General features: G+C 68.9%; 20 protein-coding genes and 3 pseudogenes. 11 read left to right on the top strand and 12 right to left on the bottom strand.

Features of this window, described 5'->3' with window-relative positions; genetic code table 11:
• Positions 1–7 precede the first annotated feature (7 nt).
• The 4 genes from RZ84_RS00730 (at position 8) to RZ84_RS34875 (ending at position 3,689) form a co-directional block, all read left to right on the top strand.
• Entirely contained in the window at positions 8–787 is a 780-nt protein-coding gene (locus RZ84_RS00730; RefSeq protein WP_043262689.1) for an FHA domain-containing protein, read from the top strand.
• A 60-nt stretch (positions 788–847) separates the two neighbouring features.
• Entirely contained in the window at positions 848–1,660 is an 813-nt protein-coding gene (locus RZ84_RS00725) for a right-handed parallel beta-helix repeat-containing protein (RefSeq protein WP_052229649.1), read from the top strand.
• 118 nt (positions 1,661–1,778) lie between these two features.
• Positions 1,779–2,534, top strand: a complete 756-nt coding sequence (locus RZ84_RS00720; RefSeq protein WP_043262688.1) for a GNAT family N-acetyltransferase — start codon at positions 1,779–1,781, stop codon at positions 2,532–2,534.
• 153 nt (positions 2,535–2,687) lie between these two features.
• Positions 2,688–3,689, top strand: a complete 1,002-nt coding sequence (locus RZ84_RS34875) for a site-specific recombinase (RefSeq protein WP_241777478.1) — start codon at positions 2,688–2,690, stop codon at positions 3,687–3,689.
• Between the two features lie 58 nt (positions 3,690–3,747).
• Here RZ84_RS34875 and RZ84_RS00705 read toward each other — a convergent pair whose 3' ends face one another.
• The 3 genes from RZ84_RS00705 to RZ84_RS00695 all read right to left on the bottom strand — a co-directional run bounded on the left by RZ84_RS00705 (position 3,748) and on the right by RZ84_RS00695 (position 5,168).
• Positions 3,748–4,185, bottom strand: coding sequence for a DUF2267 domain-containing protein (locus RZ84_RS00705; RefSeq protein ID WP_043262687.1), 438 nt, complete (start codon positions 4,183–4,185; stop codon positions 3,748–3,750).
• 56 nt (positions 4,186–4,241) lie between these two features.
• A complete protein-coding gene (locus tag RZ84_RS00700; protein WP_043268692.1) occupies positions 4,242–4,637 on the bottom strand; it encodes a DUF2267 domain-containing protein in 396 nt (131 codons plus the stop codon).
• 99 nt (positions 4,638–4,736) lie between these two features.
• Entirely contained in the window at positions 4,737–5,168 is a 432-nt protein-coding gene (locus tag RZ84_RS00695; RefSeq protein ID WP_043262686.1) for an Hsp20/alpha crystallin family protein, read from the bottom strand.
• A 128-nt stretch (positions 5,169–5,296) separates the two neighbouring features.
• Between RZ84_RS00695 and RZ84_RS00690 the strand changes: the two genes are divergently transcribed.
• Entirely contained in the window at positions 5,297–5,929 is a 633-nt protein-coding gene (locus RZ84_RS00690; protein ID WP_043262685.1) for a hypothetical protein, read from the top strand.
• A 121-nt stretch (positions 5,930–6,050) separates the two neighbouring features.
• Here RZ84_RS00690 and RZ84_RS39465 read toward each other — a convergent pair whose 3' ends face one another.
• From RZ84_RS39465 to RZ84_RS00670, 4 genes are all read right to left on the bottom strand, one after another.
• Positions 6,051–6,464, bottom strand: coding sequence for a hypothetical protein (locus RZ84_RS39465; protein WP_063772641.1), 414 nt, complete (start codon positions 6,462–6,464; stop codon positions 6,051–6,053).
• Between the two features lie 653 nt (positions 6,465–7,117).
• A complete protein-coding gene (locus RZ84_RS00680) occupies positions 7,118–7,834 on the bottom strand; it encodes a hypothetical protein (protein WP_043262684.1) in 717 nt (238 codons plus the stop codon).
• A complete protein-coding gene (locus tag RZ84_RS00675; RefSeq protein ID WP_043262683.1) occupies positions 7,831–8,178 on the bottom strand; it encodes a PadR family transcriptional regulator in 348 nt (115 codons plus the stop codon). The genes RZ84_RS00680 and RZ84_RS00675 overlap by 4 nt, the downstream gene beginning before the upstream one ends.
• Before the next feature lie 924 nt (positions 8,179–9,102).
• Positions 9,103–9,285 carry a hypothetical protein gene (locus RZ84_RS00670; RefSeq protein ID WP_157878719.1) on the bottom strand — a complete coding sequence of 61 codons (183 nt, stop codon included), beginning with the start codon at positions 9,283–9,285 and terminating at the stop codon, positions 9,103–9,105.
• Positions 9,286–10,746: 1,461 nt separating this feature from the next.
• Between RZ84_RS00670 and RZ84_RS00665 the strand changes: the two genes are divergently transcribed.
• Positions 10,747–11,559, top strand: coding sequence for an MgtC/SapB family protein (locus RZ84_RS00665; RefSeq protein ID WP_078893465.1), 813 nt, complete (start codon positions 10,747–10,749; stop codon positions 11,557–11,559).
• A gap of 616 nt (positions 11,560–12,175) precedes the next feature.
• Here the strand turns inward: RZ84_RS00665 and RZ84_RS40310 are convergent.
• Positions 12,176–12,436, bottom strand: a pseudogene (locus RZ84_RS40310) (response regulator); the annotation flags it as partial.
• An 85-nt stretch (positions 12,437–12,521) separates the two neighbouring features.
• Between RZ84_RS40310 and RZ84_RS00655 the strand changes: the two are divergent.
• Positions 12,522–13,715 carry a DUF418 domain-containing protein gene (locus RZ84_RS00655; protein WP_043268685.1) on the top strand — a complete coding sequence of 398 codons (1,194 nt, stop codon included), beginning with the start codon at positions 12,522–12,524 and terminating at the stop codon, positions 13,713–13,715.
• A gap of 338 nt (positions 13,716–14,053) precedes the next feature.
• Here RZ84_RS00655 and RZ84_RS40305 read toward each other — a convergent pair whose 3' ends face one another.
• Complete coding sequence (locus RZ84_RS40305) at positions 14,054–14,206, bottom strand: helix-turn-helix domain-containing protein (RefSeq protein WP_241777477.1); 153 nt, start codon at positions 14,204–14,206, stop codon at positions 14,054–14,056.
• A gap of 797 nt (positions 14,207–15,003) precedes the next feature.
• A complete protein-coding gene (locus RZ84_RS00650) occupies positions 15,004–15,780 on the bottom strand; it encodes a class I SAM-dependent methyltransferase (protein ID WP_043262681.1) in 777 nt (258 codons plus the stop codon).
• Positions 15,781–17,725: 1,945 nt separating this feature from the next.
• On the opposite strand from RZ84_RS00650, the gene RZ84_RS00645 reads away from it, so the two are divergent.
• Both RZ84_RS00645 and RZ84_RS40300 read left to right on the top strand, forming a co-directional pair.
• On the top strand, positions 17,726–18,082 hold the full coding sequence (locus RZ84_RS00645; protein ID WP_043262680.1) for a YciI family protein: 357 nt from the start codon (positions 17,726–17,728) through the stop codon (positions 18,080–18,082).
• Positions 18,083–18,283: 201 nt separating this feature from the next.
• A pseudogene (locus RZ84_RS40300) lies at positions 18,284–18,432 on the top strand (RNA polymerase subunit sigma-24); the annotation flags it as partial.
• A 309-nt stretch (positions 18,433–18,741) separates the two neighbouring features.
• On the opposite strand, the gene RZ84_RS00640 reads toward RZ84_RS40300, so the two are convergent.
• On the bottom strand, positions 18,742–19,770 hold the full coding sequence (locus tag RZ84_RS00640; RefSeq protein ID WP_241777476.1) for a hypothetical protein: 1,029 nt from the start codon (positions 19,768–19,770) through the stop codon (positions 18,742–18,744).
• Between the two features lie 97 nt (positions 19,771–19,867).
• Between RZ84_RS00640 and RZ84_RS40295 the strand changes: the two are divergent.
• Positions 19,868–20,276, top strand: a pseudogene (locus RZ84_RS40295) (IS5/IS1182 family transposase); the annotation flags it as partial.
• 180 nt (positions 20,277–20,456) lie between these two features.
• Here RZ84_RS40295 and RZ84_RS00635 read toward each other — a convergent pair.
• A complete protein-coding gene (locus RZ84_RS00635; RefSeq protein ID WP_052229648.1) occupies positions 20,457–21,212 on the bottom strand; it encodes a GNAT family N-acetyltransferase in 756 nt (251 codons plus the stop codon).
• A 702-nt stretch (positions 21,213–21,914) separates the two neighbouring features.
• On the opposite strand from RZ84_RS00635, the gene RZ84_RS00630 reads away from it, so the two are divergent.
• Complete coding sequence (locus tag RZ84_RS00630; RefSeq protein WP_043262678.1) at positions 21,915–22,562, top strand: class I SAM-dependent DNA methyltransferase; 648 nt, start codon at positions 21,915–21,917, stop codon at positions 22,560–22,562.
• Positions 22,563–24,231: the final 1,669 nt, after the last annotated feature.

Genomic DNA, 24,231 nt, shown 5'->3' with positions numbered 1-24,231 from the left:
ACGGAACATGACACAGACACCCGGAGTTCTCCCCGCCACCCACGGCAGCCTGGCCCGCGGTGTTTCTGCGCCGGTGCCGGGTACGGTCTTCGCGCTCGCGCTCACCGGCGGCATCACGCTGCGGCCGGGGGAGGGGCGCGAGGTCCACTTCGGCCGCAACAGGCCCGAGGTCCACGTCTGCCTGGGCGAGGACGACCCGCGCGTCAGCCGTCACCAGGGCACGCTCACGCACCACGACGGCCGGTGGTGGCTGAGCACTCGCGGGCAGCTGCCGATCCGCTGCACCGAGGGCCGTCTGCTGTTCCGCGGCGAGGAACCGCTGCCGCTTTCCACCGGCTACACCCCGCTGTTCGTCCAGGGATCACGAGGACGTGAGCACCTCCTGGAGGTCTTCGTCACCGGCCCCGACGACGAGCGCCCTCGCCCCCGGCACGCGGACGTCACCCGCCCGCCGCGCGTCTGGGCGCTGACCGAGCAGGAGAAGCTGGCCCTCGTCGTGCTCGGCCGCCGCTATCTGCTGCACGAGCCGAGGCCGCAGCCGCTGACCTGGAAGCGGACGGCCGCCCAGCTCGCCGAGCTGCAACCGGGGGCCGACTGGACGGACAAGCGCGTCGAGCACATGGTCAACGCCGTGCGCGCCCGACTGTCCCGCGACGGGGTGCCGTATCTGACCCGCGAGGAGGTCGGCGAACCCGTCGGCAACGCCCTCAACGACCATCTCCTGCGCGCCCTGTTGGCCTCCACGACGCTCGTCCCGATGGACCTGGCCCTGGCCGAGGCGCCCTGACGACTGTGCGGACGGCCGGGCTCGGGACCCCTCCCCGCCGCCCGCCTTACGCTCCCCGCCATGCCGACCACATCACGACGTGCGCTCCGGGCGCTCCGGGCCGTCGCCCTGCTCACCGCCGCCGCGGCCATGAACGCGACCGCGCCGCTGCACCCGAGCCCCGCCTCGGCCGCCGCCCGGCCCAGGCTCGTCATCACCCACGGCGGCACCGCCGCACATCCGGCCGTGTACGACGGTCACAGCCGCACCGTCGACGGCATCACCGTCGAGGCGAACCACGTGATCGTGGAGAACTACCGGGTCACCAGGCCCGAGGCGCCCGGCATCGAGATCACCGGCGACGACATCACGGTACGGAACAACACGGTCGTCAGCCCGCACGGCCACGACGGTGACGGCATGCGCTTCTTCGGCGACCATCTGAGGATCCAGCACAACACCGTCCGCGGCGCCTCCAACCGCTATGGCCACGCCGACTGCATGCAGACCTTCGCCAGCGACACTCCGCCCAGCCATCACGTGCTGATCGAGGGCAACCGCTGCGAGCACGTCGACAACATGTGCGTGATGGCCGAGGGCCCGGACGACGGAGAAGGCGACGGCCACGGCCACACGTCCGACCTCGTCATTCGCGACAACTACTGCGAGACCCTGATTGCGTCACAGGCCCTGATGTTCGAGGACGTCCAGAAGGTCACCATCACCGGCAACACCTTCGCCGCCCCGACCGACCACGCCATCGGCCTGGCCATCCACTCCACGGGCGCCCACGTCCGGCACAACTGGACCAACCCCCGCGTCCGCTACGAGGTCGGCATCGATGCTTCCTCCCGGCCCGGCTACCGCGGCCCGAAGCCGGGCGGCGCTCCGTGACCGGTCTCGGCCGCCACGGAAGGCAGGGGAGTGATCCCGGCCGGCTTCAAAGGGGTTGGGCCGACCCTACCGACCCCCGCCGGTACCGTCTGGGCGACCGTGAGAGAACGCCCACGCGGTGGTGATCACGCGGGTATCGGACCTGCGGTGGCGCGCCGTGGAGGACGGCCGCGTGGTCGGGCGCGGCGACGCTTCGCGCCGGCCCCACGGGCAGCTCTTCATCAGCGTCGACGCGTGGCACAGCGCGGTCTTCGACCGCATCACAGACACGATGCTGGCGGACCTGACAACACCGCTGTACACCCTCGTCGACGAGGCCGACTACGACTCGAGGTCCGCCTGGGAGCGGGCCGGCTTCGCCGCCGCACGCCGCGAGTGGGGATATCTCGTGCCCACCGACCCGCAGGTCACCGGGCTCGGCTCGACGCGGCCCCCATCAGGCGTGACCATCGTGCCCTCCGGTGAGACGGAGGAGGGCCCGCTGCGCGCCCTGGACCGCACGATCCGCGATGAGGTCGAGGCTGCCGTCGGATGGCGGACGATGCCGGCCGAGGTGCCGCCCCGCCCGGCGGGGACCACCCTGCTCGACCCGTCGGAGTATGCGGTGGCGCGGCAGTCCGACCGGTACGTGGGACTGGTCCGGTTGGCGCCGCTGACCCGGCAGCCACGGATCGGACTGATTGCCGTTCGGGCCGACAGGCACCGTCGCGGCGTCGCCCGGGCGCTGCTGGCCCATGCGCTGGGTTCGCTGCACCGCTGCGGTACCGCTTCGGTATGGGCCGAGGTGAATGAGTCCAACGCGGCGGCTACCGCCCTGTTCGAGGGCGTCGGCGCCCGGCGCGCGACCAGCACCCTGGAGTTCGCCCGCCGCTGACGCTGCGCCACACCGCGCCGAGCGGCCAATCCGAGCCCGATGCAGGCGCGGTGGCGGGCCGCTGTGCCCCGGGTGCAGTGGATCCTGCCGTCCACGGGTTGGCTGCGTGCGGCCGGCGGCAGAGGACATCGCGCCCGGCCGTGCACCGCATTCGTGCCCCTGTCCGCCCCGCCCTCGTCGTACACCGCGGCGGTCGAGCGGTACCTCACCGGCGCGGGCATCGCGAAGTGCTCCGCGCGGATCTACCGGATCTCGCTGACGACGTGGGGGTGGATGCTCGCCGGCGCCCCCGCGCCGACCGGGTCCGCCCGCCGGGGCGCGAATCCACCTGTCTTCCCTCTCACCGCGATCGACGACCCGGCGCTGCCGGAGGTGCTGGCCGAACTGGCGGCGGCGCGGGCGGACGAGATGGACGCCGACACCGTCAACTGGGAGCTGTTGATCGCGCGCAAGGCGATCGGTCGGGGGCAGCGCCAGGGCTGGATCGAAGGCGATCCGACGATCGGCATCGAGCGGCGGCCGGCACCGCCCGACCGCACCAAGGCCCTGGCCAAGAACCGGATCGTCGCCCTGTGGCGCCTGGACGCCGCCCTGCGGGGGAGGACGTTCTGGAAGATGCGCTACGAGTCCGCCGCACGGGCCGACGAGGTGCTGTGCCTGAACGCGGAAGACCTCTACCCGCAGGACAAGCGCGGCAGGATCACCGCCAAGGGCGGGGCCACGGAGGGGATTCACTGGCAGTCCGGCACCGCCCAGCTCCTGCCGCGACTCATCGCCCGCCGAACCGTGGCCCGCTGTTCCTCACCGACCGCAAGGCCCCGGCCGGGACGCCAACGCTGGACGTGTGCCCCGAGACCGGCCGGGCCCGTCTGTCGTATCGCCGGGCTGAGGAGATCTTCGAGGGGAAGACCCGGCTGCTGGCCAACCCGCTCGCCTCACCCGAGGACGTCGAGGACCTGGACGGCTGGACCCTGCACCGGCTGCGGCATACCGCGCTCACCCACGACGCGGAGAGCGGCACTTCCCCCCCCGATGCTGCTGGCCCGCTCCCGCCACGCCTCCGTGCGGTCCCTGGAGCGGTACGCCCGCCCCGGCGTCGATGCCGTCGCCCGGTACGTCGCTGAGCTCGATCCCGCCGCACGTTGCCGGACGTGACCAGGGCGGACAGCGACGCAGCGGTCGTCGCGCCCGCCCCGAGCACGCACATCGCCGTCTACGCGGCGGGGGTGAGTTCGGCGCGGCCGAACAGCAGGGCGTAGCCGGTGGGGAGCTGGTGGAGGATGCGGGTGATCAGGTCGGGGCCGGCGTAGGCGGTGACGGCGGAGAAGACGGAGCCGGTGTCCCAGCGGGTGGTGGCCAGGGTGGCGCCGGTGCGGGCGGCGAGGTCTTTGACGAAGGCTCGGCCGGTCAGCGGTTGGGTGTCGGGGATCTGCGCGGTCAGCACGCGTGCGGCTTCCAGGGGCAGGCGGCCGGCCAGGTCGACGCGTTCGTCGCCGGTCAGCTGGCGCCCCAGTCCGGAAAGAACCAGGCGGACGGCTTCGTCCGCGCGCTCGCGGGTGGGGTAGGCGCCCTCGTAGCGGACCTTCTCCAGCATCTGCTCGTATGCCGTCCCGTACGGCTGCTGGGGCGGTGCGTGCCGGTCGGAGATCACTGGGGTGGTTGCCTTTCTTGCTGTGGCCGGTGTCCGGGCACCGGCGTGCGGGATGGTCAGGTGGGCTGGGGGTGGCCGAAGAGCAGGTCGTAGCCGGCCGGGAGCTGGAGCAGGATCTGGTCCAGCAGGTCCTCGCCGGCGGCGTCGGCGACGGTGGACAGCACGGCGCTGACGTCCCAGGCCGCGGTCTGCTCGGTGGCGCCCTCGATCCACGCGGCGGTTGCGCGGACGAACCGCTCCGGGGGCAGCGGCTCAGCGCTCTGCAGCGGGTTGAGCAGGATCAGGGCGAATGCCTCAGGCAGGCGCGCCGCCAGCTGGGCGCGGACGTCGCCGACCAGGTGTGCGCCGAGGAGGGCGAGCACCACACGGGCCGCGCGCTCGGCTTCCTCCGGAGTCTCGTACTCGCCGCGTTCCTTCACGTGGCCGAGGAACGCTTCGCGTCGCAGAGTCATCTCGGCCGTCACCTCTTCTTCTTCGGACTGCCCACGGGGTGCGGAGAGCGGGGTGAGGGGGAGATCAGGTGCCCGCCCTCCGCACCCGTCCGGCCGGTGTCAGCCGGAGATCTCCTTGCGGCCGGATCCGACGCCGACGGAGATCTTGCGGGGCTTGGCCCGCTCGGCGATCGGGATGCGCAGGGTGAGCACGCCCGCGTCGTAGTCGGCCTGGATGTGCTCGGTGTCGAGGGTGTCGGCGAGCACGATCTGGCGGGAGAAGACACCCAGCGGCCGCTCGGACAGCTCCATCTGCACGTCGTCGGCCTTCGCCACCGGCCGCCGCTCGGCCTTGACGGTCAGCATGTTCCGCTCGACGTCGATGTCGATCGCGTCCCCGGTGACGCCCGGAAGGTCGAAGGCCACCACATACTCGTCGCCCTCGCGGTAGGCGTCCATCGGCATCGCCGACGGACGGGACCAGGTGCCCGGGCCCATCAGCTGCTGCGCCAGCCGGTCCAGCTCACGGAAGGGGTCAGTGCGCATCAACATCGTGAAAACACCTCCAGCAGGTTCAGGTAGTTGCTGCCAATGCGCCTCACTGACATCGTTGTAACATGTCATCCAATGGATGACAAACACGATGTCGTCTACGTGATGACAATCCGAGGGAGGTGCCCGTGACCGCAGCCGACCAACCGTCCACGACCAGCACGAACGCCCACAGCCCGGCGTCCTTCCTCGCCGCCGCGGCGGCCCTCAACGCCATAGACGACGCCCTGCGCGACGCCCAGCGAGAGGCCCCTGACACGCCCGAAGGTCCCGGCCCCGGGCCGGAGCAGGCGCTGGCCTCCCTGATGCTGCTGCGGCAGGTGCGCGAGCAACTCGCCGGATGGGAGACCGGCCTGATCGAAACAGCCCGGGACGCGGGAGCCAGCTGGGCGGACCTCGCCCATCCCCTGGGCGTCGCCAGCCGCCAGGCCGCCGAGCGCCGCTATCTGCGCGGCCGTCCCGGCCCGGCCGGGACCACCGGCGAGCAACGCGTGACGGCCACCCGCCAGGCCAGGGCTGCCGAACGCACCACCGCCACCTGGGCCCGCGCCAACGCCGCCGACCTGCGCCGCCTCGCCGGCCAGATCACCGCCCTCACCGACCTTCCCCCGGCCGCCCGCCGCCCGCTCGGCGAGCTCCACACGGCCCTCGCCCACGACGACCCCGCCGACCTCATCGCCCCCCTGACCGCTGCCCGCCCCCACCTGGCCGCCGCCCACCCCGACCTCGCCGCCCGGCTCGACACCCTCACACCCCCCTGAACCCACCCGTTGTCCCACGGCATGGCGCGAGATCCCCCTGCCGTCGCGTGGCACAACTCTGCGCTTCATCACACGAGGAGCTGGTGAGCGGTGAGTTCAAGTGACCTCCGCACAGGGCCTGTTACACCGTGACCACGGGCGGTTTGCCCGGGTCGTCGAGGACACCGTCACCGGCGGGTACGGCGCGCTGCGGGTCGTCGCTCCGGACGCCGACCGGCCACGTCCGGCGGCGTGGCCGGCTCCGATGGGAGGCGTCGAGTGGCTGCCCGACCCCGGAGCACTCGACAATCCGCCGCCGATCACGCCGGACACGCACCCGGTCGATCCTGGCCAGCAGGTCGTCCAGGCCGGAGGCGGTGAAGTTCCACTGGAACGGCCGTGCCGTGGCGTTGTAGCGGTCTTCGAAGGCTCGGAGCCGGCCCCTTACCTCGCCCAGGCCGGTGAAGTCGTTGGGCGAGACGACCTTGCGCTGGGCGACGGAGAAGCGGATCTCCACCTGGTTGAGCCAGGAGGCGTGTACCGGGGTGTGGACCATGACCGCGTTGGGGAAGGCGGAGGCCAGGCGGTCTGCGGCCTTCTTCCCGCGGGGGAGGAGCCGTTGTCGACGATCCAGAAGACGCGCTCGGCGCTGGCGTACGCTTCTCGGCTCATGACCTGGGTAACCAGGGTCATGAACGGGCCGATGCGGGTGCGTGGTTCGCCGCGGCCGAACACGCGGGCGGTGGACGTCGTAGGCGGCCAGGCAGGCCAGTGCGCCGCCGCGGCCGTAGGTGTGGTTCACGCGCACGGCCTGGGCTTTGCCGGGGCGAGGGTGGGGTGGCAGTGACGGCGGGCCTGGATGGAGAGGGCGCCCGGGACGGCTGCGGGCGGCCAGCCCGGGTATGCCGTCCTCGGCGAACCGGCCTCGCCACTTGCGCCCGGGGTCAAGGTGCTTTCGCACGGTGTCAAGATGCAGGCCCGTCCGACGGGCGATGCGCGCGTGGCCTCTGGCGCATGCAGCACGATCTGCGCGCATCCGGCTGGTAGGGAACTTGTGGCCATGGGCCATCTTCCTCAGTCGACGCCTTTGCGAGGCGGCCAGCGATATCGGGCAGGCAGAGGCAACGGACAAGGCAGGAAGGCCGATCAGCGGAAGTGGATCTGACCGGCCACACCCTGTCGCGGCACAGGTGGCCCGCAGCCTGTGGTTCAGCTGATGGCGGTTACGGGCGGGCAGGTGCGGTGCCGGACCCAGGCGGCACCGGCTGCGACCGTGCCGATCATTCCGACCAGCGCGACCGGGACGGTGAAGAGGAGCTGGAAATACCCGACCACGTATGCCCCGAAGACGCCGATCGCGACGGCCACCAGGGCCGCTGCCAGAAGAATGAGGGGAAGGGCCTTGTTCAGGGCCCGCATGGTCGCGTGGCGCGCGGGGTCGAGCGGGCGCTGGAGGCTCTCGTCCACCGCGCGCCGGACGAAGAAGAAGGCGATGCACAGGCACGCGACCCAGCCCACCCACATCAGAGGCACTCCGGGATTGGGGAACTTGCGCACGTCCCGCAGCACATGCCCGTCGAGCGTGGTCGTCAATGATTCGCTGCTGGGGTCGAAGAGATGGGACGTGGACATCCACCAGAAGAGGAGCGCGGCAAGGGCGGGGATCGCGGCGCCCGTGGCCGCCGCGAAGGCGGTCTCCTTGAGGCGCCGGTGCACGGGCAGCAGACCGCGTTCGACCGCCCAGGAGGTGGCCAGCGTCTCGATGTCACCGCCGATGTAGTCGGCGACCGACCGGCCGTCGGCGGCGGCAGCGGTCAGGTCCGCGGCCAGTTCCTCAGCCATCTCCTCTGCGACGACCTCGTCCACGCCGAGGCGGCGCCACGTCTCTACGGCCTGGTGTATCGCGTCATCGACAGTCAACGTCATGATTCTTTCCGCGTGGTCTGGTTGATGATTGTGCCGATGCTCGTGGCGAACGCGCTCCAGTCGCTGCTCCACGACCGGAGCATCTGCATGCCTGCTTCGCTGGGCCTGTAGTAGGTGCGGGCGGGCCCTCCACCCCCGCTGCGGCGTTCGATCTCCACCAGCTGACGCTTACGCAGGCGTGCCAGCGCCGGGTAGATCGAGCCGTCTGCGACGTCGAGCCCTGCCTTGGCGAGCCGGACGGCCATCTCGTACCCGTAGACCGGGGACTCCGCCATCAGGGCCAGCAGGCACATGTCCAGCACTCCACGTAGCCACTGGGCGCGTGGGGCGGATGTCTCCTCCATGCGCCAGTACCTTACACAGCATGTCTCATGCACTACAAACTAGTGCGGTGCAAGGTAGTCCGGGCCCCGGCCATGCACGGCTCCGGCCACCCACGTGAAACACCCCGAAGGACTTGCGGAGCTGACCACCAAGGAGATACGCGTGACCGCCCGCAAGACCTGTGACAACACCTCCGTCGGCATCGTCGTCACCAACGACGTCGGCCACTACCTGGTGTTCGACCGCAACACGTTCCCGCCCGGCGTAGCCCCAGCTGCCGGCCACATCGACGATCACGCCAGCGCCGACGACGGGGCCCAGGCCGAGGTCGACGACAAACTGGGGCTCACGGTCACCACCCTCACTCGCGTCACCGGCGGGTGGCGCGACAACCGCTGCCGCTGCCATCCCGGCCCGCGCGGTTTCGGCCACGAGTGGACGATCTACCGGGCTGAGGTGACAGGACGCTCGCACCGAGCGCCCGCGAGACGAAGAACGTTCGTTGGATTCGGCCGCCGAACTCCAAACCCTCGCCGACCGGACCATCGCGTATGCACTCAACCACCACTCCGACGACGAATTCGCGGACCGGCCCGGCATCGAACCGGTGTGGATGTAGTGGCTCGCCAACCTCGGCGCCATCCACGTCACCCCGGACGGACTCCGGATCATCGACCAGATCGCCAACACCGGTAGTCCGAAGAGTCCTGACCGTGTCCTACCCGCGGCTGTTCTACATCGGCGACAGTGCCCGCGCCGAGATCACCTGCGCCCGCGATCTGGGCAAGCCGTCCGATTCACCCACCCCGAGATCGACCCGGGGAGAACCGCAAAGTAGCCCGGCTGCAAAGGAGACCTGATGCCCGCTTGGCATCTGTGCCGGCTGGTCGGCTTCGTTCTGAGGCGACCAGCCCCGCCCCGCTGGCCGCTTGCTGAAAAGGGCTTCAGCCGCCCAGAAGCCAGGAGCCGTTCAGGACTTTTTGAAGACCGTCGGTGATCGGGGCAGTTCCGACCTGAGAAGCTCCGACTTCGGGCTCGTTGTCGTCGTCGGCGTTGGCGGTGCCGGCTCCAAGGATGATCAGTGCTGAGGTCGCCACTGCTGTAGCGAGAACGGTCAGGTGCTTCATGAGGGACCTCCAGTGGTCAAGGTGACTTATCGGCAGGATCATTCGCCGTCCTTTTCCCCGCCACCCGAGCCTCCTCCAGTTGGCGGCCCTGTGACTTCAACGCTGCGCCGGTGCTACTTGGGCGACTCCGGCTCAAGGTGCCTCGTGGCCTCATTCGTCGTCTGGCATCTCACCGTGTTCGCCAGGTCGCGAAGCTCCCTCACCGTTGCTTGCCAGCTCTGGCCCCTATGTGGTTGGGGCGGGCCGCCGCGGCTGGCGGACTCCGAAAGGCGCTACCGGCAGTTTGTTGATCCGGGCGGTAGAGGTTGATGGGTCTTCCTCTGGTGAATGCCTTGATGAGGGCTTGTAGTTGGGTGGGTGATGGTGTGTTGGACCATGCCTGCCACCAGCGCCGTAAGGTGATCGATGGGGTCAGTCGGCTGCGGACTGCGCGGATTGCCTGGGGCCGGCAGGACGGTCGGGGCTGATGGGACGCAGACGGTCCCCTCTCCGACCGCTCGTCCCGATGGCGATGGTCGGTGGGAGGCCGCGGCCCCGGCGACACCGGTGGAGCAGGCAGGTCGAACCAGGTGTCCCAGCAGAAGGAGAACGCGCGGTTCACCAGCGTCTGGTGGCGGCGGATCGCCGAGTCGGAGCGGACGCGGAAGTCGGCCCAGGCGAGTTCGTCCCTGACCTGCTTGTAGCTCTGCTCGATCCAGTTGCGGGCGGCGTAGATCCGAACGACTTCGGCCAGGTCAGCGGGCGGGAAGGACTGTCAGCGGCGCGTGGTGAGCCGGGGCGGGGCAGGTTCGTGGCGAGGTACCAGGTGTTTTTCTCCGGCAGGGTGGCCGGGGCGGTCGTGGCCACCACCTGGCGTGTCAGGCCGTCCGGGCCCCAGCACCGCAATGTCGCGTCGGCGGCCCACCGGGTGGCGGTGTGCCCGTCGCGGAAGGCGCGCGTAACCGGTGTCCAGCCCACCAGAGTGCCTGGGCCGTTCCACTTCAGCTCATGCGCTGCGGCCCGAAGACCTGCTTCCTCGGCGGCTCGCGCCAGCAGAGCCGGCTCGACAGCCCGCGAAGGCTCATCACCACCGGGGAGGTGCACCGCCCATTGCTCCTCCAGTTGTGCGGAGGGCGCCAGCTCCTGCTTGAGCTCTCGCGAGACGCGGTGCCACAACTCCATGCGCAGATTCGTCGCCACCCGTCGCGGGCGCCGCGCCACCGGGTAGCCGCGCACCGCCTCCCGCAGGGAGGCGACCACCAACTGTGCCACGTCTTCGCTGTTCTCGCCGTCGCGCAGGCAGCGGCACATCATGCGCTGGGCGCACGGGAGCATCGCCTGAGTGGGGTATCCGCACCTCCAGCGCAGGTATCCACTGCCGGGTGACCGCCCTGAGATGCATCCGCTGGTTCAGTACCTGGCTGTGAATCGCCGATACAGGAGCCGACACGGGAAAGGAATCAACGACGAGAGGAACGGAACATGGCCATCGTCAACGAGTGGCAGATGGTGGACAACATCGCTGCCGGGCTCGGCTTCGGCGCTGTCATCGGCCTGGAGCGGCAGTGGCGGGCCCGGATGGCCGGGCTGCGGACGAACGCGCTGGTGGCCGCCGGGTCCGCGCTCTTCGTCCTGCTGTCCAACTACGGCTTCGCGCAGGCCACCAGCACCATCGGGTACGACGGCTCACGGGTCGCGGCCCAGATTGTCTCCGGCATCGGCTTCCTCGGAGCCGGTGTCATCATCCGGGACGGGCTCAGCGTGCGCGGACTCAACACCGCGGCCACCCTGTGGTGTTCGGCCGCAGTAGGCGCCCTGGCCGGTACGGGGCTGTACGTCCTGGCGGGCCTTGGCACAGTTGCCGTGGTGGGCGCCAACCTGGTGCTGCGACCGCTGGGCCGGCGCCTGGACCGGGAGCCGCGCGGCGGCGCCGAGGTCGCCACCGACTACTACTTCGAGGCGGTGTGCACCGAGCCCGAGGAGGCGCACATCAGGGCCCTGATCGTTCAAGCCGTCGCCCAACCCGGCTTCCGGCTGCGCTCGGTGTACAGCCGCGACGCGGAGGAAGGGAAGGTCACCGTCGCCGCGGAACTCACCACCGAGCGTCGTGACGACTCCCTCCTCGAAGCGGCCGTCAGCCGACTGTCGTTGGAGCCCGCGGTCTCCGCCGTCAGCTGGACGGTCATCGGCCACCCGGACGAGGACGACGTCAACTACCCCGCGGACGAGGCACCCCACCACCGGTTCCGGAGCCTCTTCACCGGGTGGGGCCGTGGGGGAACGCGCCGGCGGTAGCCGGGTAGCGGAGACGGGGCAGCGTGGCCAGGTGAGCAGCACCATGGCGGTCACCATCGCCACTGCCGATCACACCTGGGCTGCTGGATCGGTGTGCTGGCTGTCCGGCACACCGATCCAGCAGCGAGAAGGCCCTTCCCGGCGTCAGGGGACTGTAGGGCGGCTATCTGCCGCCAGACCTTCATTGAACATCTCCTTCAGCGCGGTCTTCTTCTGCGGGCTGAGGTCCTGGGTGGGGATCTGCGGGCGGATTTCCTTCCCACCGCCTCGGTTCCACCATGCGTGCCAGCGTAGGTGCGACCGTACGTATCGTTGGTACTACCCCGCGTACCAGGTCCGTCAGAGGCACGGCGGAAAACATGCTGGTCAGGGCGCTGGGGTAGGCGCCTCTCGCTGCTGACACCTCTTCCTCAGGAGGAGGAAGAGGCATGTTCTCTCCCTACAGGGCGGGCTGGGCGGTGCGTGATCCGAGAGGCATCGCGTCAGCTCCAGGCGCCCCATGGCTTGCGTATGCCTCCCTGCGTGCCCGCTCGGCCGGCCTGGGCTGGGCGGAGCCGACAGCAGACGCCAGACGAACGGGACGAGGGCGGGTGGCGAGAGCAGGCGGAGCTTGCCAGTCGGTGTCGAAGATCGTGAGCATTGCCACCACGGGCGCGTCGGGTACCGTAGGTAGCTCGCCCAAGACGGTGAGACCGTCGACGTCCGGCATCCGGACGTCGAGCAGGACCACATCGGGACGGTGCTTTCGGACTGCGTCGAAGGCGTCTGCCCCAGTCGCGGTCGTGACGACGGTGATGTCGTCGGCGGCCACGTTGAGGATCAACCCGAAGCCGGGCCGGAGCAGTGCCTCGACGTCCACCTCCACAACCCGGATCACGCGCGTTCCGTCATGTGGGGTGGCGGGGGTGGTCCGGCCTGCGGCCGGATACCCGGCGATCAGTCTGTTTCCCGGCTTGGAGACCATGGCACGACAGCACACGGAGGTTGCAGCGCCCACACTTGGCGCCCCGGCCCCGACACACGAGAACGGCAGGGCTGCGGCGGGTCGGCTGATCGGCGTCGATCTGGCCCGCGGCCTGGCGGTCTTTGGCATGTACGCCGCCCATGTCGGCCCCGACCCGGACCAGGGTGGGGTGACCGGCTTCCTGATGGAGCTGGCCCATGGCAGGGCTTCGGCGCTCTTCGCCTTCCTGGCGGGCTTCACCGTGGTGCTCATCACCGGGCGCAGCACGCCGAAAACCGGGCGGGCCGGTCGCCAGGCCGTCGCCAAGGTGGTGATCCGGGCCGCGCTCTTGCTGGCGGTGGGTACCGCTCTCACCATGACCGGCACCCCGGTCGAGGTCATCCTGGCCTTCTACGGTGCGTACTTCCTGCTCGTGCTGCCGCTCTACCGGCTCAGCGCCAGATCGCTGGCGGTGATCGCGGTGGGGGCGGCGGTCATCTTCCCTCAGGTGCTGTACTTCGTGGCGCAGGTGATCGGCGACGGTGGGCCCCGGAGCCAGGGTGAGGCCGGCGGCATCGTCTCCCTCCTCTTCTCCGGTAGCTACCCGGCCCTCACATGGGTCCCGTTCGTTATCGCGGGCATGGCCGTCGCCCGCCTCGACCTGGCCTCCGCCATGGTCCGCACGCGCCTCGCCGTCACCGGTCTCTTCCTCGCCGTGGCCGGCTACGGGGGCTCGTGGCTGGCGCTGCACCTCGTCCCCGGCGCGCTCGACGCGATCACCGGCCTGGCAGGACCGGGCGCGGCGAGCGCGTGGTGGTCCGACATCGCCGGTTACCCCACCGGCGACACCTCGGCCTGGCTGCTGGTGGCCTCCCCGCACAGCGAGACCACCCTGTCCATAGTGGGCAACGCCGGTGTGGCCATAGCCGTCGTGGCCACCTGCCTCACCGCCGTGGACGCCGTCCCGCGCCTGCATGCCCTGGCCCGGCCGGCCATCGCAGTCGGGTCCATGTCATTGACGGCGTACGTCTTCCACATCGCCGGCATCTGGCTCCTGGGCATAGAGGAACTGCCTGGATCGTCCCTGCCCGTCCTGCTCGGTTTCATCGCCGCCAGCATGGTGTTCGCCACCGTCTGGTCACGGTTCTTCCGTCGCGGACCGCTCGAAGGCTTGATGGCCCGGGCAACCGGCATCGCCCGGCACATCCGATAGGCCGGGTAGCCCCAGACAGGATGGCCGGGCCGTGGGATCGGACGCTGCCATCCGCGCAGCCCCGGTCTCGTCGCGGATGCGGATGCTAGAGCCACAGTCAGTGGGCTGTGGATGGGGGCCCGGACGCGTCTGAGCAGGGTGTTCGGGCTGACCGGGCGGTGCAGCATGCCGGCGGGACGGGCACTCGCTCGCCCAGCCCGGAGGCGGCCGATCGCCACCGGCATCGCCTGCTGGAGCCGGCCTCGCCGGCTATACCGGAAGTTGGGTCCCTCGACCTGGGGTATCGCCGAGATACGAGTCAAAGAGGCAATGAGATGATCTTGGAGTCCCGGTGAGCCTCAGCCCTCCTGTTCATCCTCGGCGAGGATGCGGTAGACCGTGGCGACCGAGGGCCGCTTGCCCTGGTTCTTGCCCGAGGTGATGCCCAACCTGCGGGCGATCTCGGGGACGGGGACCCCGTTGGCCCGCAGGGATCGGGCGTAGTCGGCCATGTCGTCGACCACCTTCGGGTGCCCACCGTGACGGCCGCTCTCGCCGTCGCGCAGTGGCTGCAGTCACAGCCCTGTGTCCAGCGGATGCTCTTCCCCGCCCTCGATACCGATCCCGGCTACGAGCTGCGGCGCTCACAGTTCTCCGGTGCGGCAGGCCCGTTCACCAGCGAGCTGGCCCCGTGCAGCGAAGACGCGTTCACCCGGTTCATCGACCAGCTCTCACTGTTCAGCCTCGGCACGAGTTGGGGCGGGTTCGAGAGCCTGAAAATGCCCGCCGTGCCCCACCACCTACGGGCCCTCGGCGCCCCGGCGGACGCGCCCCGACTGGTCCGTTTCCACATCGGACTGGAAAGCCCCCAAGACCTCTGCCACGACCTGGCCGCAGCACTGTCCGCCATACGACGCGATCCAGACACCACCGCGGGCGCTGCGGCAGGAGAGCGCATGACTTCTGTCCTCGTCCAGGGGATGTCCACCCGGCGATCTTCAACGCAGAGGGGCACGATGAGCGGACAAACAGCCGACAATGCCTTCGTCTACGACAGGGCTGGCCGGGACGAGGCATTGGAAATCCTGGCCGATGCGGTCGCCGACATCCCCGGACTGCCCATGAACCACTCAGCGGAACTGCCACTCCCGCATGCCCTCCCCGAAACCGGCCTCGGTGAGAGAGCGGCACTGCGGTCGTTGGCTCCGCTAGCCGGTGTGCGCACGGTGGTTCGCCTCGGAGATGACACACCTGTCGATCCACCAGGCGGCCAACGTTCCCGGTCTCGAACTGCGTTCAGCCCCTGCCTTCAATCCCGCGGGGTACCGGTCACGGTGGCCCATGCATGGGTGAAGCTGATGGCTTGGTCGTCGCCGCGTGCGGGGCGCAGGCCGGTTGCCGTGCCGCCGGCGAGTTCCTCTTCGAGGCGTTTCCGGATCTGTGCGCGCACCGGGGCCGGTGTCTCGCTGCGGGTCAGCCAGTCCGTCAGGTCGAGATCGTGGTCACGGACGGCGGTCGAGGCCACCGAAGCGCCAGCGGTCTCCAGGAAGGCGTGCACCTCGGTGAGCGAAAGGGTCCGGTTGTGGCTCGGGTCACGCAGGCGTTCCAGTCGATTGGTCTCCTCGGCCAGCTCCGAGTCCTCGTCGGCGATCATGTCGGTGACACCGATGCGGCCACCTGGGCGGGTGACGCGGACCATCTCCCGTACCATCGCCGCCGGATCAGCGACTTGATGGAGTGCGAGTCGGCATACGACCAGGTCGAACTGATCGTCGAGGTAGGGAAGTTCGGCAGCGTCTGCGAGCGTGAAGGTCACATTGCGCAGACCGGCGGCCGCGGCGAGTCGCTGCCCCTGCTCAAGCATCTCCCGGGTCAGGTCGAGGGCGCAGACATGGTTGACGTGTGGTGCCAGTGCTCGGCCGAGGTGAGCCGCGCCGGCTGCGACATCCAGCACCTGCGCGTCGGCCGAGGGGGCGAGCTGTTCGAGGATCCAGTCCAGCCCGCGGGCGGCGAACCCCTCATCGGTGAAGGTTGTGGCCTGGATCCTGAACTGTTCGCGGACCGCATCATTGTGAGCTTTCGTCATGGGAGTTCCTTCCCTTCCCTCTACTGGTTGGAGTCTTCTGACAGCGTGTCGTTTCCCGAGCCGTCCGGCGGTTCGGCTGCGTCGGCCGGTTCGCGCAGAGCCGTGGAGACCGCGATCGCGATCACCGTACGGACGCGAGGACGACGAGCGCACCTCGCGTGGCGTGGGCGGCGGTCCATACCCGCATCCGGCGCCAGTGTCCCGGCGGTTCACCGGCGTCGGGGGGCGCGTTCGCGCCGTTTCCTGGATCGAAGTCACGCATCCACGATGAGCAATCCGAACCAGGCGTGCTTCCAGTGTTCGGCCTACTTATATCTCGGATCCGCCACACGCGGATTGCGCCGACCAGCACCCAGTCCTGCGAGAGCGGTGGCGGCATGGAGCGTCACCATCACCGACACCGCCCCCGCCTGTGGGCGGGCGACGACCACCGCGTTCGTCCGCACCTTCGCCCGGACGACGGGCACCACCTCGGGGCACTGCGCAGACACGCGCAAGCGGCAGGAGACATGGCCGAGTTGTGCGCCCGAACCCGTCCCGTCCCGTCCCGGCCGTACCGTGGCTCGTTGGGGGTGGGCCGATGTACGGCTCGGCCGTCGTGCGGGCACGGGAACGCTACGCCCGGCATTTGTCTCACGCGACCCGGCAGCCCGCCGACGGGGCTGAGCCGCAGCACTCACGGCGCGCGCCCCCGGACGACACCGCACTACAAGCGGCATCGTCCCATCAGCGATATCCGTCGTTTTTGGGGCCGTTGCTACGGCGACCCCCTGACCGTCGAGCAGGTCGTTCACCTCGTCCTCGGTGAGCTCGCATGTCTCGTCCATAGGCCGAGCTGACATGGAAGAACGACCTTCAGCATGCACTGCCGATCCTGTCCGGTTGGGCCTGCGAGTACGACACCCTGCGCGAGGTCACCCGCGACGACGTGATCAATGCGTTGCAGCAGCCCACTCCCGGCGGCGGGGACGGGCACACCCGGTTGACCGCCCTGCGCTCGCTGTTCGCCTTCCTCAACCAGCTCGGAGGGGCCGCTTCAGGACGTGATCGAACTGCAGTTTGTGTTGAATCCTGGCCAACACGGTGGTTCCCGATATTGAGCCGAAACTGGTGGGTCTCCTGCTCATTGGCCGGGCGTGAATGTCGAGAGTGGGGACATCGGCTGGCGCCCGCGGCGCAGGAGGATCCGGGGCTGCGGGCGTTGCGGCGTTGGAGTCGGGGCGAGTTGGGACGTACGGCCAGGCCGCAGAGGTCTTCAGCGTGTCCGAGCGGGCGGTGGGCACCTGGTGGCGGCCCTTCCGGGCGGACGGCAGGCGGTGGGGCAACCGCACATCAGAATGGGCGAGTTGCTCGATGCCTCGGCGTGCGGGGCGGCGCTTCAGGCGATGATGGGGACTGAATATCCCTGCGCCCCTGAGTACGGAGTGGTTCTCAACAAGCCGTCGCGGACCTGCTCCTCAGCAGGACAGCGTGCCTGTTCCGTGACCACGGAGCGTACCGATCTCCTACCAACACCACAGTTACGTGGATCGGCCGAACCACCACGTCAGGATGGTCTCCGGCTACGAAGAACGTGCCAGGGCCACTCAGACGAGTACGCGGACCTCTCGTGGGCAGAGCCGCACGGTGCTGTGAAGGCTTTGATACATCCGGAGCGAAACGTCCGGCGTACTCGCCGACCGGTCCCGGTGCCATGCGGCGCCGACCACTGGCTCGGCTCGTGCCGGGTCGGGCGGGCGTGGGCCGGCTCGGGTGGCGAGTGGGGCGGCATGGCCGGTGTGGGGAACGGCAGCCGTGACCTGTGCAGGGGGTCCGGCCGAAAAAATCTTGGAAGAGATCCGGCGCGTGTGTCGATTCGGGCGGTCTTTGTTCGACGCAATGGTGAGAGGCGGGGACTGGCCCCGCCCCAACGGTAGGACCGTCGTAGGTCCGCGAAGGAGTCACGATGCCGCGTTACCTGTCGCTTGTGCAGATCGACGAGAAGACCGCGCCCGCCGAGGGCCCGAGTCCCGAGATGATGCAGCGGATGGGCGAGCTGATGGAGGAGATCACCAAGGCGGGGGTGATGCTGGACACCGCCGGGCTGACGCCGTCCGCGCAGGGCACCCGGGTGCGCTGGGAGGGCGGGAAGATCTCCGTCACCGACGGTCCGTTCACCGAGTCGAAGGAGGTTGTCGGCGGCTACGCGATCATGCAGTGCAAGGACAAGGCCGAGGCGCTGGAGTGGACCAAGCGGTTCCTGAAGGTGCACGAGGAGCTCTGGACGGTGACCTGCGAGGTGCGTCAGATCGCGGAGGGCTGAGCCTTCCCAGGGGCAGCGCTGCCCTGGAGTGTTGCGTGGTGGGTTGTGGAACCGCAGCCCACCGCCACCCCGTCCTGACCGGGCCCGCCGCCATCGGGCCCGGTCAGGACGCGGCCACACCGGCGCCCAGCGGCCGAAGGCCACCTGCTGCGAGGCCGCCGCGCCATCGGGACCGTCTTCCGGCTGGAGTCGGTGCGTGTCATGGCTGGCGTCGCCCCGATCGTGCGGGACGTCGGTTCGCGGAGGGGCTTGCGCAGGACGGGCTGGTCGCGGTGCTGGAGCGGTGGCTGCGGGACGGGGTGCCGGACAGTCCGGGCGTCTGGCTGATGACGACCGCCCGGCACTGCGCCTCTTTGGGGTCTGTCAGGTGATCACGCGGAACGCCTGACACGACACCGGACGCACCGGCCGTTGGCTCGATATCTGCATATCTGCGCGAAGACCCTTTCCCTGTCCGGCGGGTGACCGTCGGACAGGCGTGAACGCGGCCACCGCGTGCGATGGCCGCGTCTGCGCGAGTGGGCGCAGGAGACGCTTGCGCCGCCTCAACCGTAAGGCGACGGCCGCGCCGACGCCCCATCGGACAGCCCCTGGCGCTGTAGCCGTCGATCCGGTTCGGGGCCGACGATGGGACGACCACCGACGGACGATGGGCGGCGCTATCGTGCCGCCGGCTGGTGGAGCCAGGGCGCGCTGGTGGCCCAGAAGATGCAGTCGACTCCGAGAGTGTTCGCGCCGAAATCGACGAACTCTTGCCGGGTGTACGGTTTTTTCGTCTTGGGGTTCTTGTATTGGAAGTCGGGTTCCTGGACAGCCATGGCCACGAGGGGGAGCTGCCCTCGGTATCGCTTGAAGAAAGGATACGAATTTTGCATCTGTGCCGGGCGGTTCGGCAGGATGTCAGGTCCACCCAGGCCGATTCCGTGCGACTTGGCGAACTCGAAGGTGCGCTTCATGTAGTTGCGGCTGTTGTTCCATTCGCCCGGCCAGAAGTTGACGTACTGAATGAACGGCGTCTTGGTGAAGACCTTCTTGCCGTAGGCCATGTTGTCGAGCTCTGCGTGGAAGTAGGAATCGTCACTGTAGCCCGTGTGGTCCTTGCTGGTTTCCACTTGGGTAGCGGTTTCCGGAAGGTTCACCCCGGCGAGGCGACCGTCGAAACGTTGCGACAGCGCCTTGAGCAGATGCTGAAACCGCCCCCGGACCTGCGGATTCCATTGCGCCGCGATCGTTCCGGGCTGGCCGGGGCCGAGGCCGCTTTCGTTCTTTGTCGGAGCTGCGCCCCCATGATATTCCGGGTCGGTCAGCAGATAGTCCGGGAGCCTGGTCGGGGGCGCAAAGAACCGGTCCTGGACCTGAATGAATAGCTTCTTGTGACGGGACTGCAGATATTTCAGCGCCCGGTCGATCGACGAGAAATCGTACCGATTCTTCTTCGGTTCGAGCGCCTTCCACGGCACCACCAGCTGCACGCCGGCGATGTCCGGGCGATCGATCAGCGGTTTCACGGTGGTGTCGAAATCGCCCATCGAAGCGTACAAATAGTTTGTCGCTGTCTTGTTTCCGAGCGCTGGAGTAGCAGCCCTGTCAGGCGCGGGAGCCGGAGTCGCGATGGCTGCTCCGACTACGCTCGTCAAGGTCATCGTCACGAGCGTTCCGACACCGACTGCAACACGTTTGATCGCCATGGGCCTATGTCTACGGCATGGTTCTAAGAACGATGTAAGAAGCCCAATCTGCCCTCGTGTGTGTTGCAGAAGGCTGCGATCCGGGCGTTTCCCTTGTATGCGTGGGGTGTTGAGGGCTGAATCGTTTGAGGTGGAGACGTTTGCGGGGCTGCGGATGCGGCAGTTCCAGCGGCTGTTGAAGGTTGTGCGGGAGCGTGGCGGGGATGGTCCTGGTGGTGGGTGATCGTGGTGCCTGCCGTCGGAACGGGCGATGTGCTGCTGGTGGCCGTCTGTTACGGCACGAATCTGACGATGAGGCAGTTTGCCCCACTGCTTGGGGGGCTTCCCTGCGGCGGTGTGCCGGGCCATCCAGCAGCTGCGACGTCTCCTGGCCGTCGAGCCGGCCGGTCAGCTCGCTGACGCAGTGGAACGGCTCTGGATCGTGGGAACGGCTCTGGACCGTGGACGGCATATCGATCCCGGCCCGGGACCATGTGGTCGAGACCTCCTCGCGCAGCTACCGTTTTCGACCACATGAGTTGTGCGAGTTGTGACTGATTCTTTGGCCTGGTCTGTGAGCGGTCGCATGGGTCCACGCGAGCGTCGGAGGTGGCCCGCGCAGTCGAGGATTGTCCTCTCACCTGCGAGGTTTCGCAGGAGAGGGGACGGCTGCCCGGCCACTGTTGTGGCCGGGCAGCCGCATGGGGTCACCGCAGTGAGATGTGCAGGATCTCCGAGACGCGCCGGTATCCGAGGCGCTGATAGATCCGCTCGCTGTCGTTGTTCTCCGGCATGAGGAACGGGGTGGTGATGCCGGCGTTTGGGCAGGCGCGTGTCAACGCGGCGGCGAGCGCGGACGCGATCCCACGACGCCGGTAGGCCGCCCGCACACCGATAGCGGCGAGCTCGCTCACCCCGCCGTGCGGCGGACCGACCTGGCCGCCGCCCACTCCCTGGCCGGTCACCGTGTCGAGTGCCAGCGCGACCAGGCCGCCGCGGTTCAGTCCGCTTCGCAGCCGTGCGACATCGTGTTCGGCTGTCACCGGCTGTCCGTACGCCTCGCCCTGCGCCTGGGCGACCTTCCGCAGCTGCGCGTCGGTCTCGGCGAGCATGATCTCGATCGGCGCGGCGGTCTGTGGCACGGGTACGTCCGCGGGATCACACGTCAGGATCGGCAGCTGCCGTTCGACGGTGAACCCGGACGCGGCCAGCGCGTCCTCGACGCGCGGAGCGGCCGTGGGAAGGTACTCCAGGCGAGGCGTCCGCGCCCGGCCGGTGAACGCCTCGACAAGCCGCCGGACTTGGTCGCCGGTCGGCTCGGCGCCGTCGTCGGGGATGGCGTAGTTGAGGAAGAATCCGGCGTCGTGGGGATCGATGCGGAGGGTGAACGGCCCGGTGCGAACGGCCCGGTGGCCGGCTGCGGCACGCAGGTAGGCGTGCGCGTGGGATTCAAAGGATGCCAACACGAAAGGTCCTTCTTTGCTGGTCTGAAGAGAGTTCCGTGGGAACGGGCCACTCCAGCAGCCAACGCCGGACGTGTCCGGCGGAGTCGCGCAGCGGCCCGTCAGCGGGTCGCAGGCACAGGCATCGTCCTTCCATGTTCGAACTACGGCAGAACGCACGCTAGGTGTCCGCTCGACGGAGCGCAACTCGATTTGTAGGCCCAGCCGTTGCCGGGAACCGGGCAGTCGCCTGCCCCTGTGACGAGGTGGCGGGCGCCCGGTCCGTGCTCAGGAGCGTGAGGGGACCGCACGACCACCGCATCACGTTGGGCCCTGACCGCGGTAGCCGTCGACGCAGGAGGTGTTGGTCACGGAGTGGAGAAGGGGTGCCCGGCGTAGGAGCGCGCTGCCCGGCCGGCCCCCGCGAAGGTACGTGCGGACGAGGTCGTCGATCCGTGACACGGCAGGCCTGGTGTGCGTAGGGGAGGGGGCCCGGCCGGGACGGGGGAGCCCGGCCGGGGATATCACCAGGAACTGTCCGGGCGATCAGGCGACCTGGCTTGCCGTGGGCCGCACCCACCCGCTACGACAAACGCGGCTGCATGTTCTTCGGCACGCCACCGTAGCTGTACTCGTCATCTGGCTCCGCACACGATCGGTCGCAGAGCTGCTCGGCCAGACGTCCTTGAAACGCAGGCGCTCTCCTCCCGCTAGGGTCTCGGGGTGACCGAACTCGATACCTTGCACGCCACCCGCGATGCCTACGACGCCATCGCCCCCACCTACGCGCAGCTGTTCCATGACCCCCTGGGCGACCGTCCTTTGGAGCGCGCCCTCCTGAGTGCCTTCGCGGAGCTGGTACGGACGAACGGCGACGGCGGGGTCGCGGACCTCGGCTGCGGACCGGGCCACCTCACCGCTCACCTCCACGGGCTGGGGTTGAATGCCTTCGGCGTCGATGCCTCCCCTGTGATGGTCGAGCTCGCTCGCGAAGCCAATCCCGGGTTGCGGTTCGAGGTCGGCTCGATGGCCGCGCTGGACATCGAGGATGGCGCGCTTGGCGGGGTGCTCTCGCGGTGGTCCGTCATCCACACCCCGCCGCAGGACCTGCCCGCCATCTTGGCCGAGATCGCCCGGGTCCTGGCTCCCAGCGGGCACCTGTTGATCGACTTCCCCGCCACTGACGGCCCCCACAACGAGACGCAGGCCTACGACCACACGGTGGTGACGGCCTACCGCTGGTTCCCCGATCGTCTCGCCGAGCTTCTGCGTGATCACGGATTGGAAGAGTCGGCCCGCATCGTGATCGAGCCCAAGCCCACTGACCGGCGGCAGTTCCAGGAAGTCCAACTCCTCGCGTACAAGGCGTAGAACGAGGAGCCCTTCAGCCGATCACGTGACTGTATCGGCTCCGATCGAACGGGTCTTCACTTTCGGGGATCAGTGGGAGTCGCCGGTGGTGGGCTGCTGGTCGTCGTCCGGGGCGGTAGGGGCACGGTGACGAGCGCGTCCGGCTCCGGAACGTTGGATATGGGCACGGCAGAACCGGTCGGCTGCTGGCGGCATCCGAAGTGTCTCACGCATGCCGTGCTGCTCCGGTTGCGCGGAGTTGGAGGACCCGGTGCGGGAGCGACGCGTTCCACCAGGACGGACTGGGTATCTCGCGCGAACTCGGCCGGGTGGCAGGAATGTCCGGAGCGCCCGGTGGGCGCAGGTGACGCAGCCAGAGCCGCACCGGGGACGGAGGCGCGCCGCGGCCTCGCGCCGCACACCGCCTCGGCCGCCCATGCCGGAATCTCCCCAGAGCCCGTCGTCTTGGGAGGGCCGGTTGCTGTGACGATCGCGCGTGATGCTCGTTGGCTGGTGCCATTCTCGTGTTCCCCCGCGTGGCTGGCGTCAGCTCCAAGACCTTGGTCTGGTCTTGGAGCTGACGCGTGACCGGTGACTGGTGACCGGTGATCGGAAGGGGAGTGGTCGCATTGTGCGGGTTGTGGGCCGTGACCGTTTGTATGGCTCTCTGTTGGCGGTCAGTTGTAGTTCTCGCTCGCGGGCATGTGGCGGGGAGTCGAGTGGCCGTGGATGTTCACACATGGTCACCGGTCTGGTAATCCGGGGCATCGTGCAAGCAGTCTGCGGATACCTGCGCCGGCGCTTGGTGAACAGCTTTCAACTCGCCCCGACGGCCAGCACCTGCTGCATACCCACACCTGCAACTCGCCCAGCAGGGTCGGAAACGCACTGCGCAAGAGCGCCTCGACACTCCTGCTACCCGACAGGGGCGGGACCTTGGCGGCCAGGACGGCGAACGGCATGGGCCCGGCGAGTTGATCGGCTTGGTGCGGGCGGTGTCGGTGACCTGCTGGGATTGTTCTCCTTCCTTTGAGGCGTCCCTGGGGGATGTGTCCTTTCCCTATCGCCGTTGTGTCCCGGGCGGTCAGGGGTGCAAGTTGCTCGCGGTTGGTCGGTCTGGCGGGGGTCCGCGGGAGGGAGCCCGCGAGCAGGTGGACGTCTTTGAGAGAGCGCGAGCGTGAAGCCCCGGCGCTTCTCGGGTGGCGGCTGCGCCCAGAGGCTGGATTTTCGAATGCCGATGCCGGGTTCTGCATTGATATGAGCGACGTCGTGAAGGGGTATGTCGGTCGGATTCTCGCCGAGCCGGAATGCGGGAACCGGATGCAGAGGAGGCTTGCTTGCGCGTTACCGCGGGTTTCGGGGTCGGGGTTTCGGCCAGTGAACTCCGGTTCAAAATTCAACGGTTGGCGTGAGTGGCCTCCGCTTTGCGCTATATTCGAAGAGGCGCCGCGTTCGTGATGGAACGTCAGACCGACGGTTACACGGAACGTGCGGGTGTGTCGTACGTCGTACCCCCGAAAGCAGGCCGCGAGCCACCAGTCCTCGCCGCGCCTCACGCCCTACATCGTCTTCGTCAACCCTAGGCAAAGTCTGCATGTCCGCCCACCCGCTATCGGACCTCACAGCATTTCCCTGTCTTAACTCCCCGGTCTTAACTCCTTTCTTGCGCGCCGACCTCTCCGCGCCTCTT

This window comes from Streptomyces sp. CT34, from assembly GCF_000805335.1.
In the GTDB taxonomy this organism is placed as follows: domain Bacteria; phylum Actinomycetota; class Actinomycetes; order Streptomycetales; family Streptomycetaceae; genus Streptomyces.
Note: the sequence above shows the minus strand (reverse complement) of the source record. Positions and strands in the feature narration are given on the sequence as shown.

Bases quoted from the DNA above. Each gene is read 5' to 3' on its own strand.
- RZ84_RS00640 (WP_241777476.1), bottom strand. From the start codon at position 19,770: ATGGCGATCAAACGTGTTGCAGTCGGTGTCGGAACGCTCGTGACGATG.
- RZ84_RS00695 (WP_043262686.1), bottom strand. From the start codon at position 5,168: ATGTTGATGCGCACTGACCCCTTCCGTGAGCTGGACCGGCTGGCGCAG.
- RZ84_RS00650 (WP_043262681.1), bottom strand. From the start codon at position 15,780: ATGACGAAAGCTCACAATGATGCGGTCCGCGAACAGTTCAGGATCCAG.
- RZ84_RS00725 (WP_052229649.1), top strand. From the start codon at position 848: ATGCCGACCACATCACGACGTGCGCTCCGGGCGCTCCGGGCCGTCGCC.
- RZ84_RS00700 (WP_043268692.1), bottom strand. From the start codon at position 4,637: ATGACTCTGCGACGCGAAGCGTTCCTCGGCCACGTGAAGGAACGCGGC.
- RZ84_RS00675 (WP_043262683.1), bottom strand. From the start codon at position 8,178: ATGGAGGAGACATCCGCCCCACGCGCCCAGTGGCTACGTGGAGTGCTG.
- RZ84_RS00730 (WP_043262689.1), top strand. From the start codon at position 8: ATGACACAGACACCCGGAGTTCTCCCCGCCACCCACGGCAGCCTGGCC.
- RZ84_RS00645 (WP_043262680.1), top strand. From the start codon at position 17,726: ATGCCGCGTTACCTGTCGCTTGTGCAGATCGACGAGAAGACCGCGCCC.
- RZ84_RS00665 (WP_078893465.1), top strand. From the start codon at position 10,747: ATGGCCATCGTCAACGAGTGGCAGATGGTGGACAACATCGCTGCCGGG.
- RZ84_RS00655 (WP_043268685.1), top strand. From the start codon at position 12,522: ATGGCACGACAGCACACGGAGGTTGCAGCGCCCACACTTGGCGCCCCG.
- RZ84_RS00670 (WP_157878719.1), bottom strand. From the start codon at position 9,285: ATGAAGCACCTGACCGTTCTCGCTACAGCAGTGGCGACCTCAGCACTG.
- RZ84_RS39465 (WP_063772641.1), bottom strand. From the start codon at position 6,464: ATGGTCCACACCCCGGTACACGCCTCCTGGCTCAACCAGGTGGAGATC.
- RZ84_RS40305 (WP_241777477.1), bottom strand. From the start codon at position 14,206: ATGGCCGACTACGCCCGATCCCTGCGGGCCAACGGGGTCCCCGTCCCC.
- RZ84_RS00680 (WP_043262684.1), bottom strand. From the start codon at position 7,834: ATGACGTTGACTGTCGATGACGCGATACACCAGGCCGTAGAGACGTGG.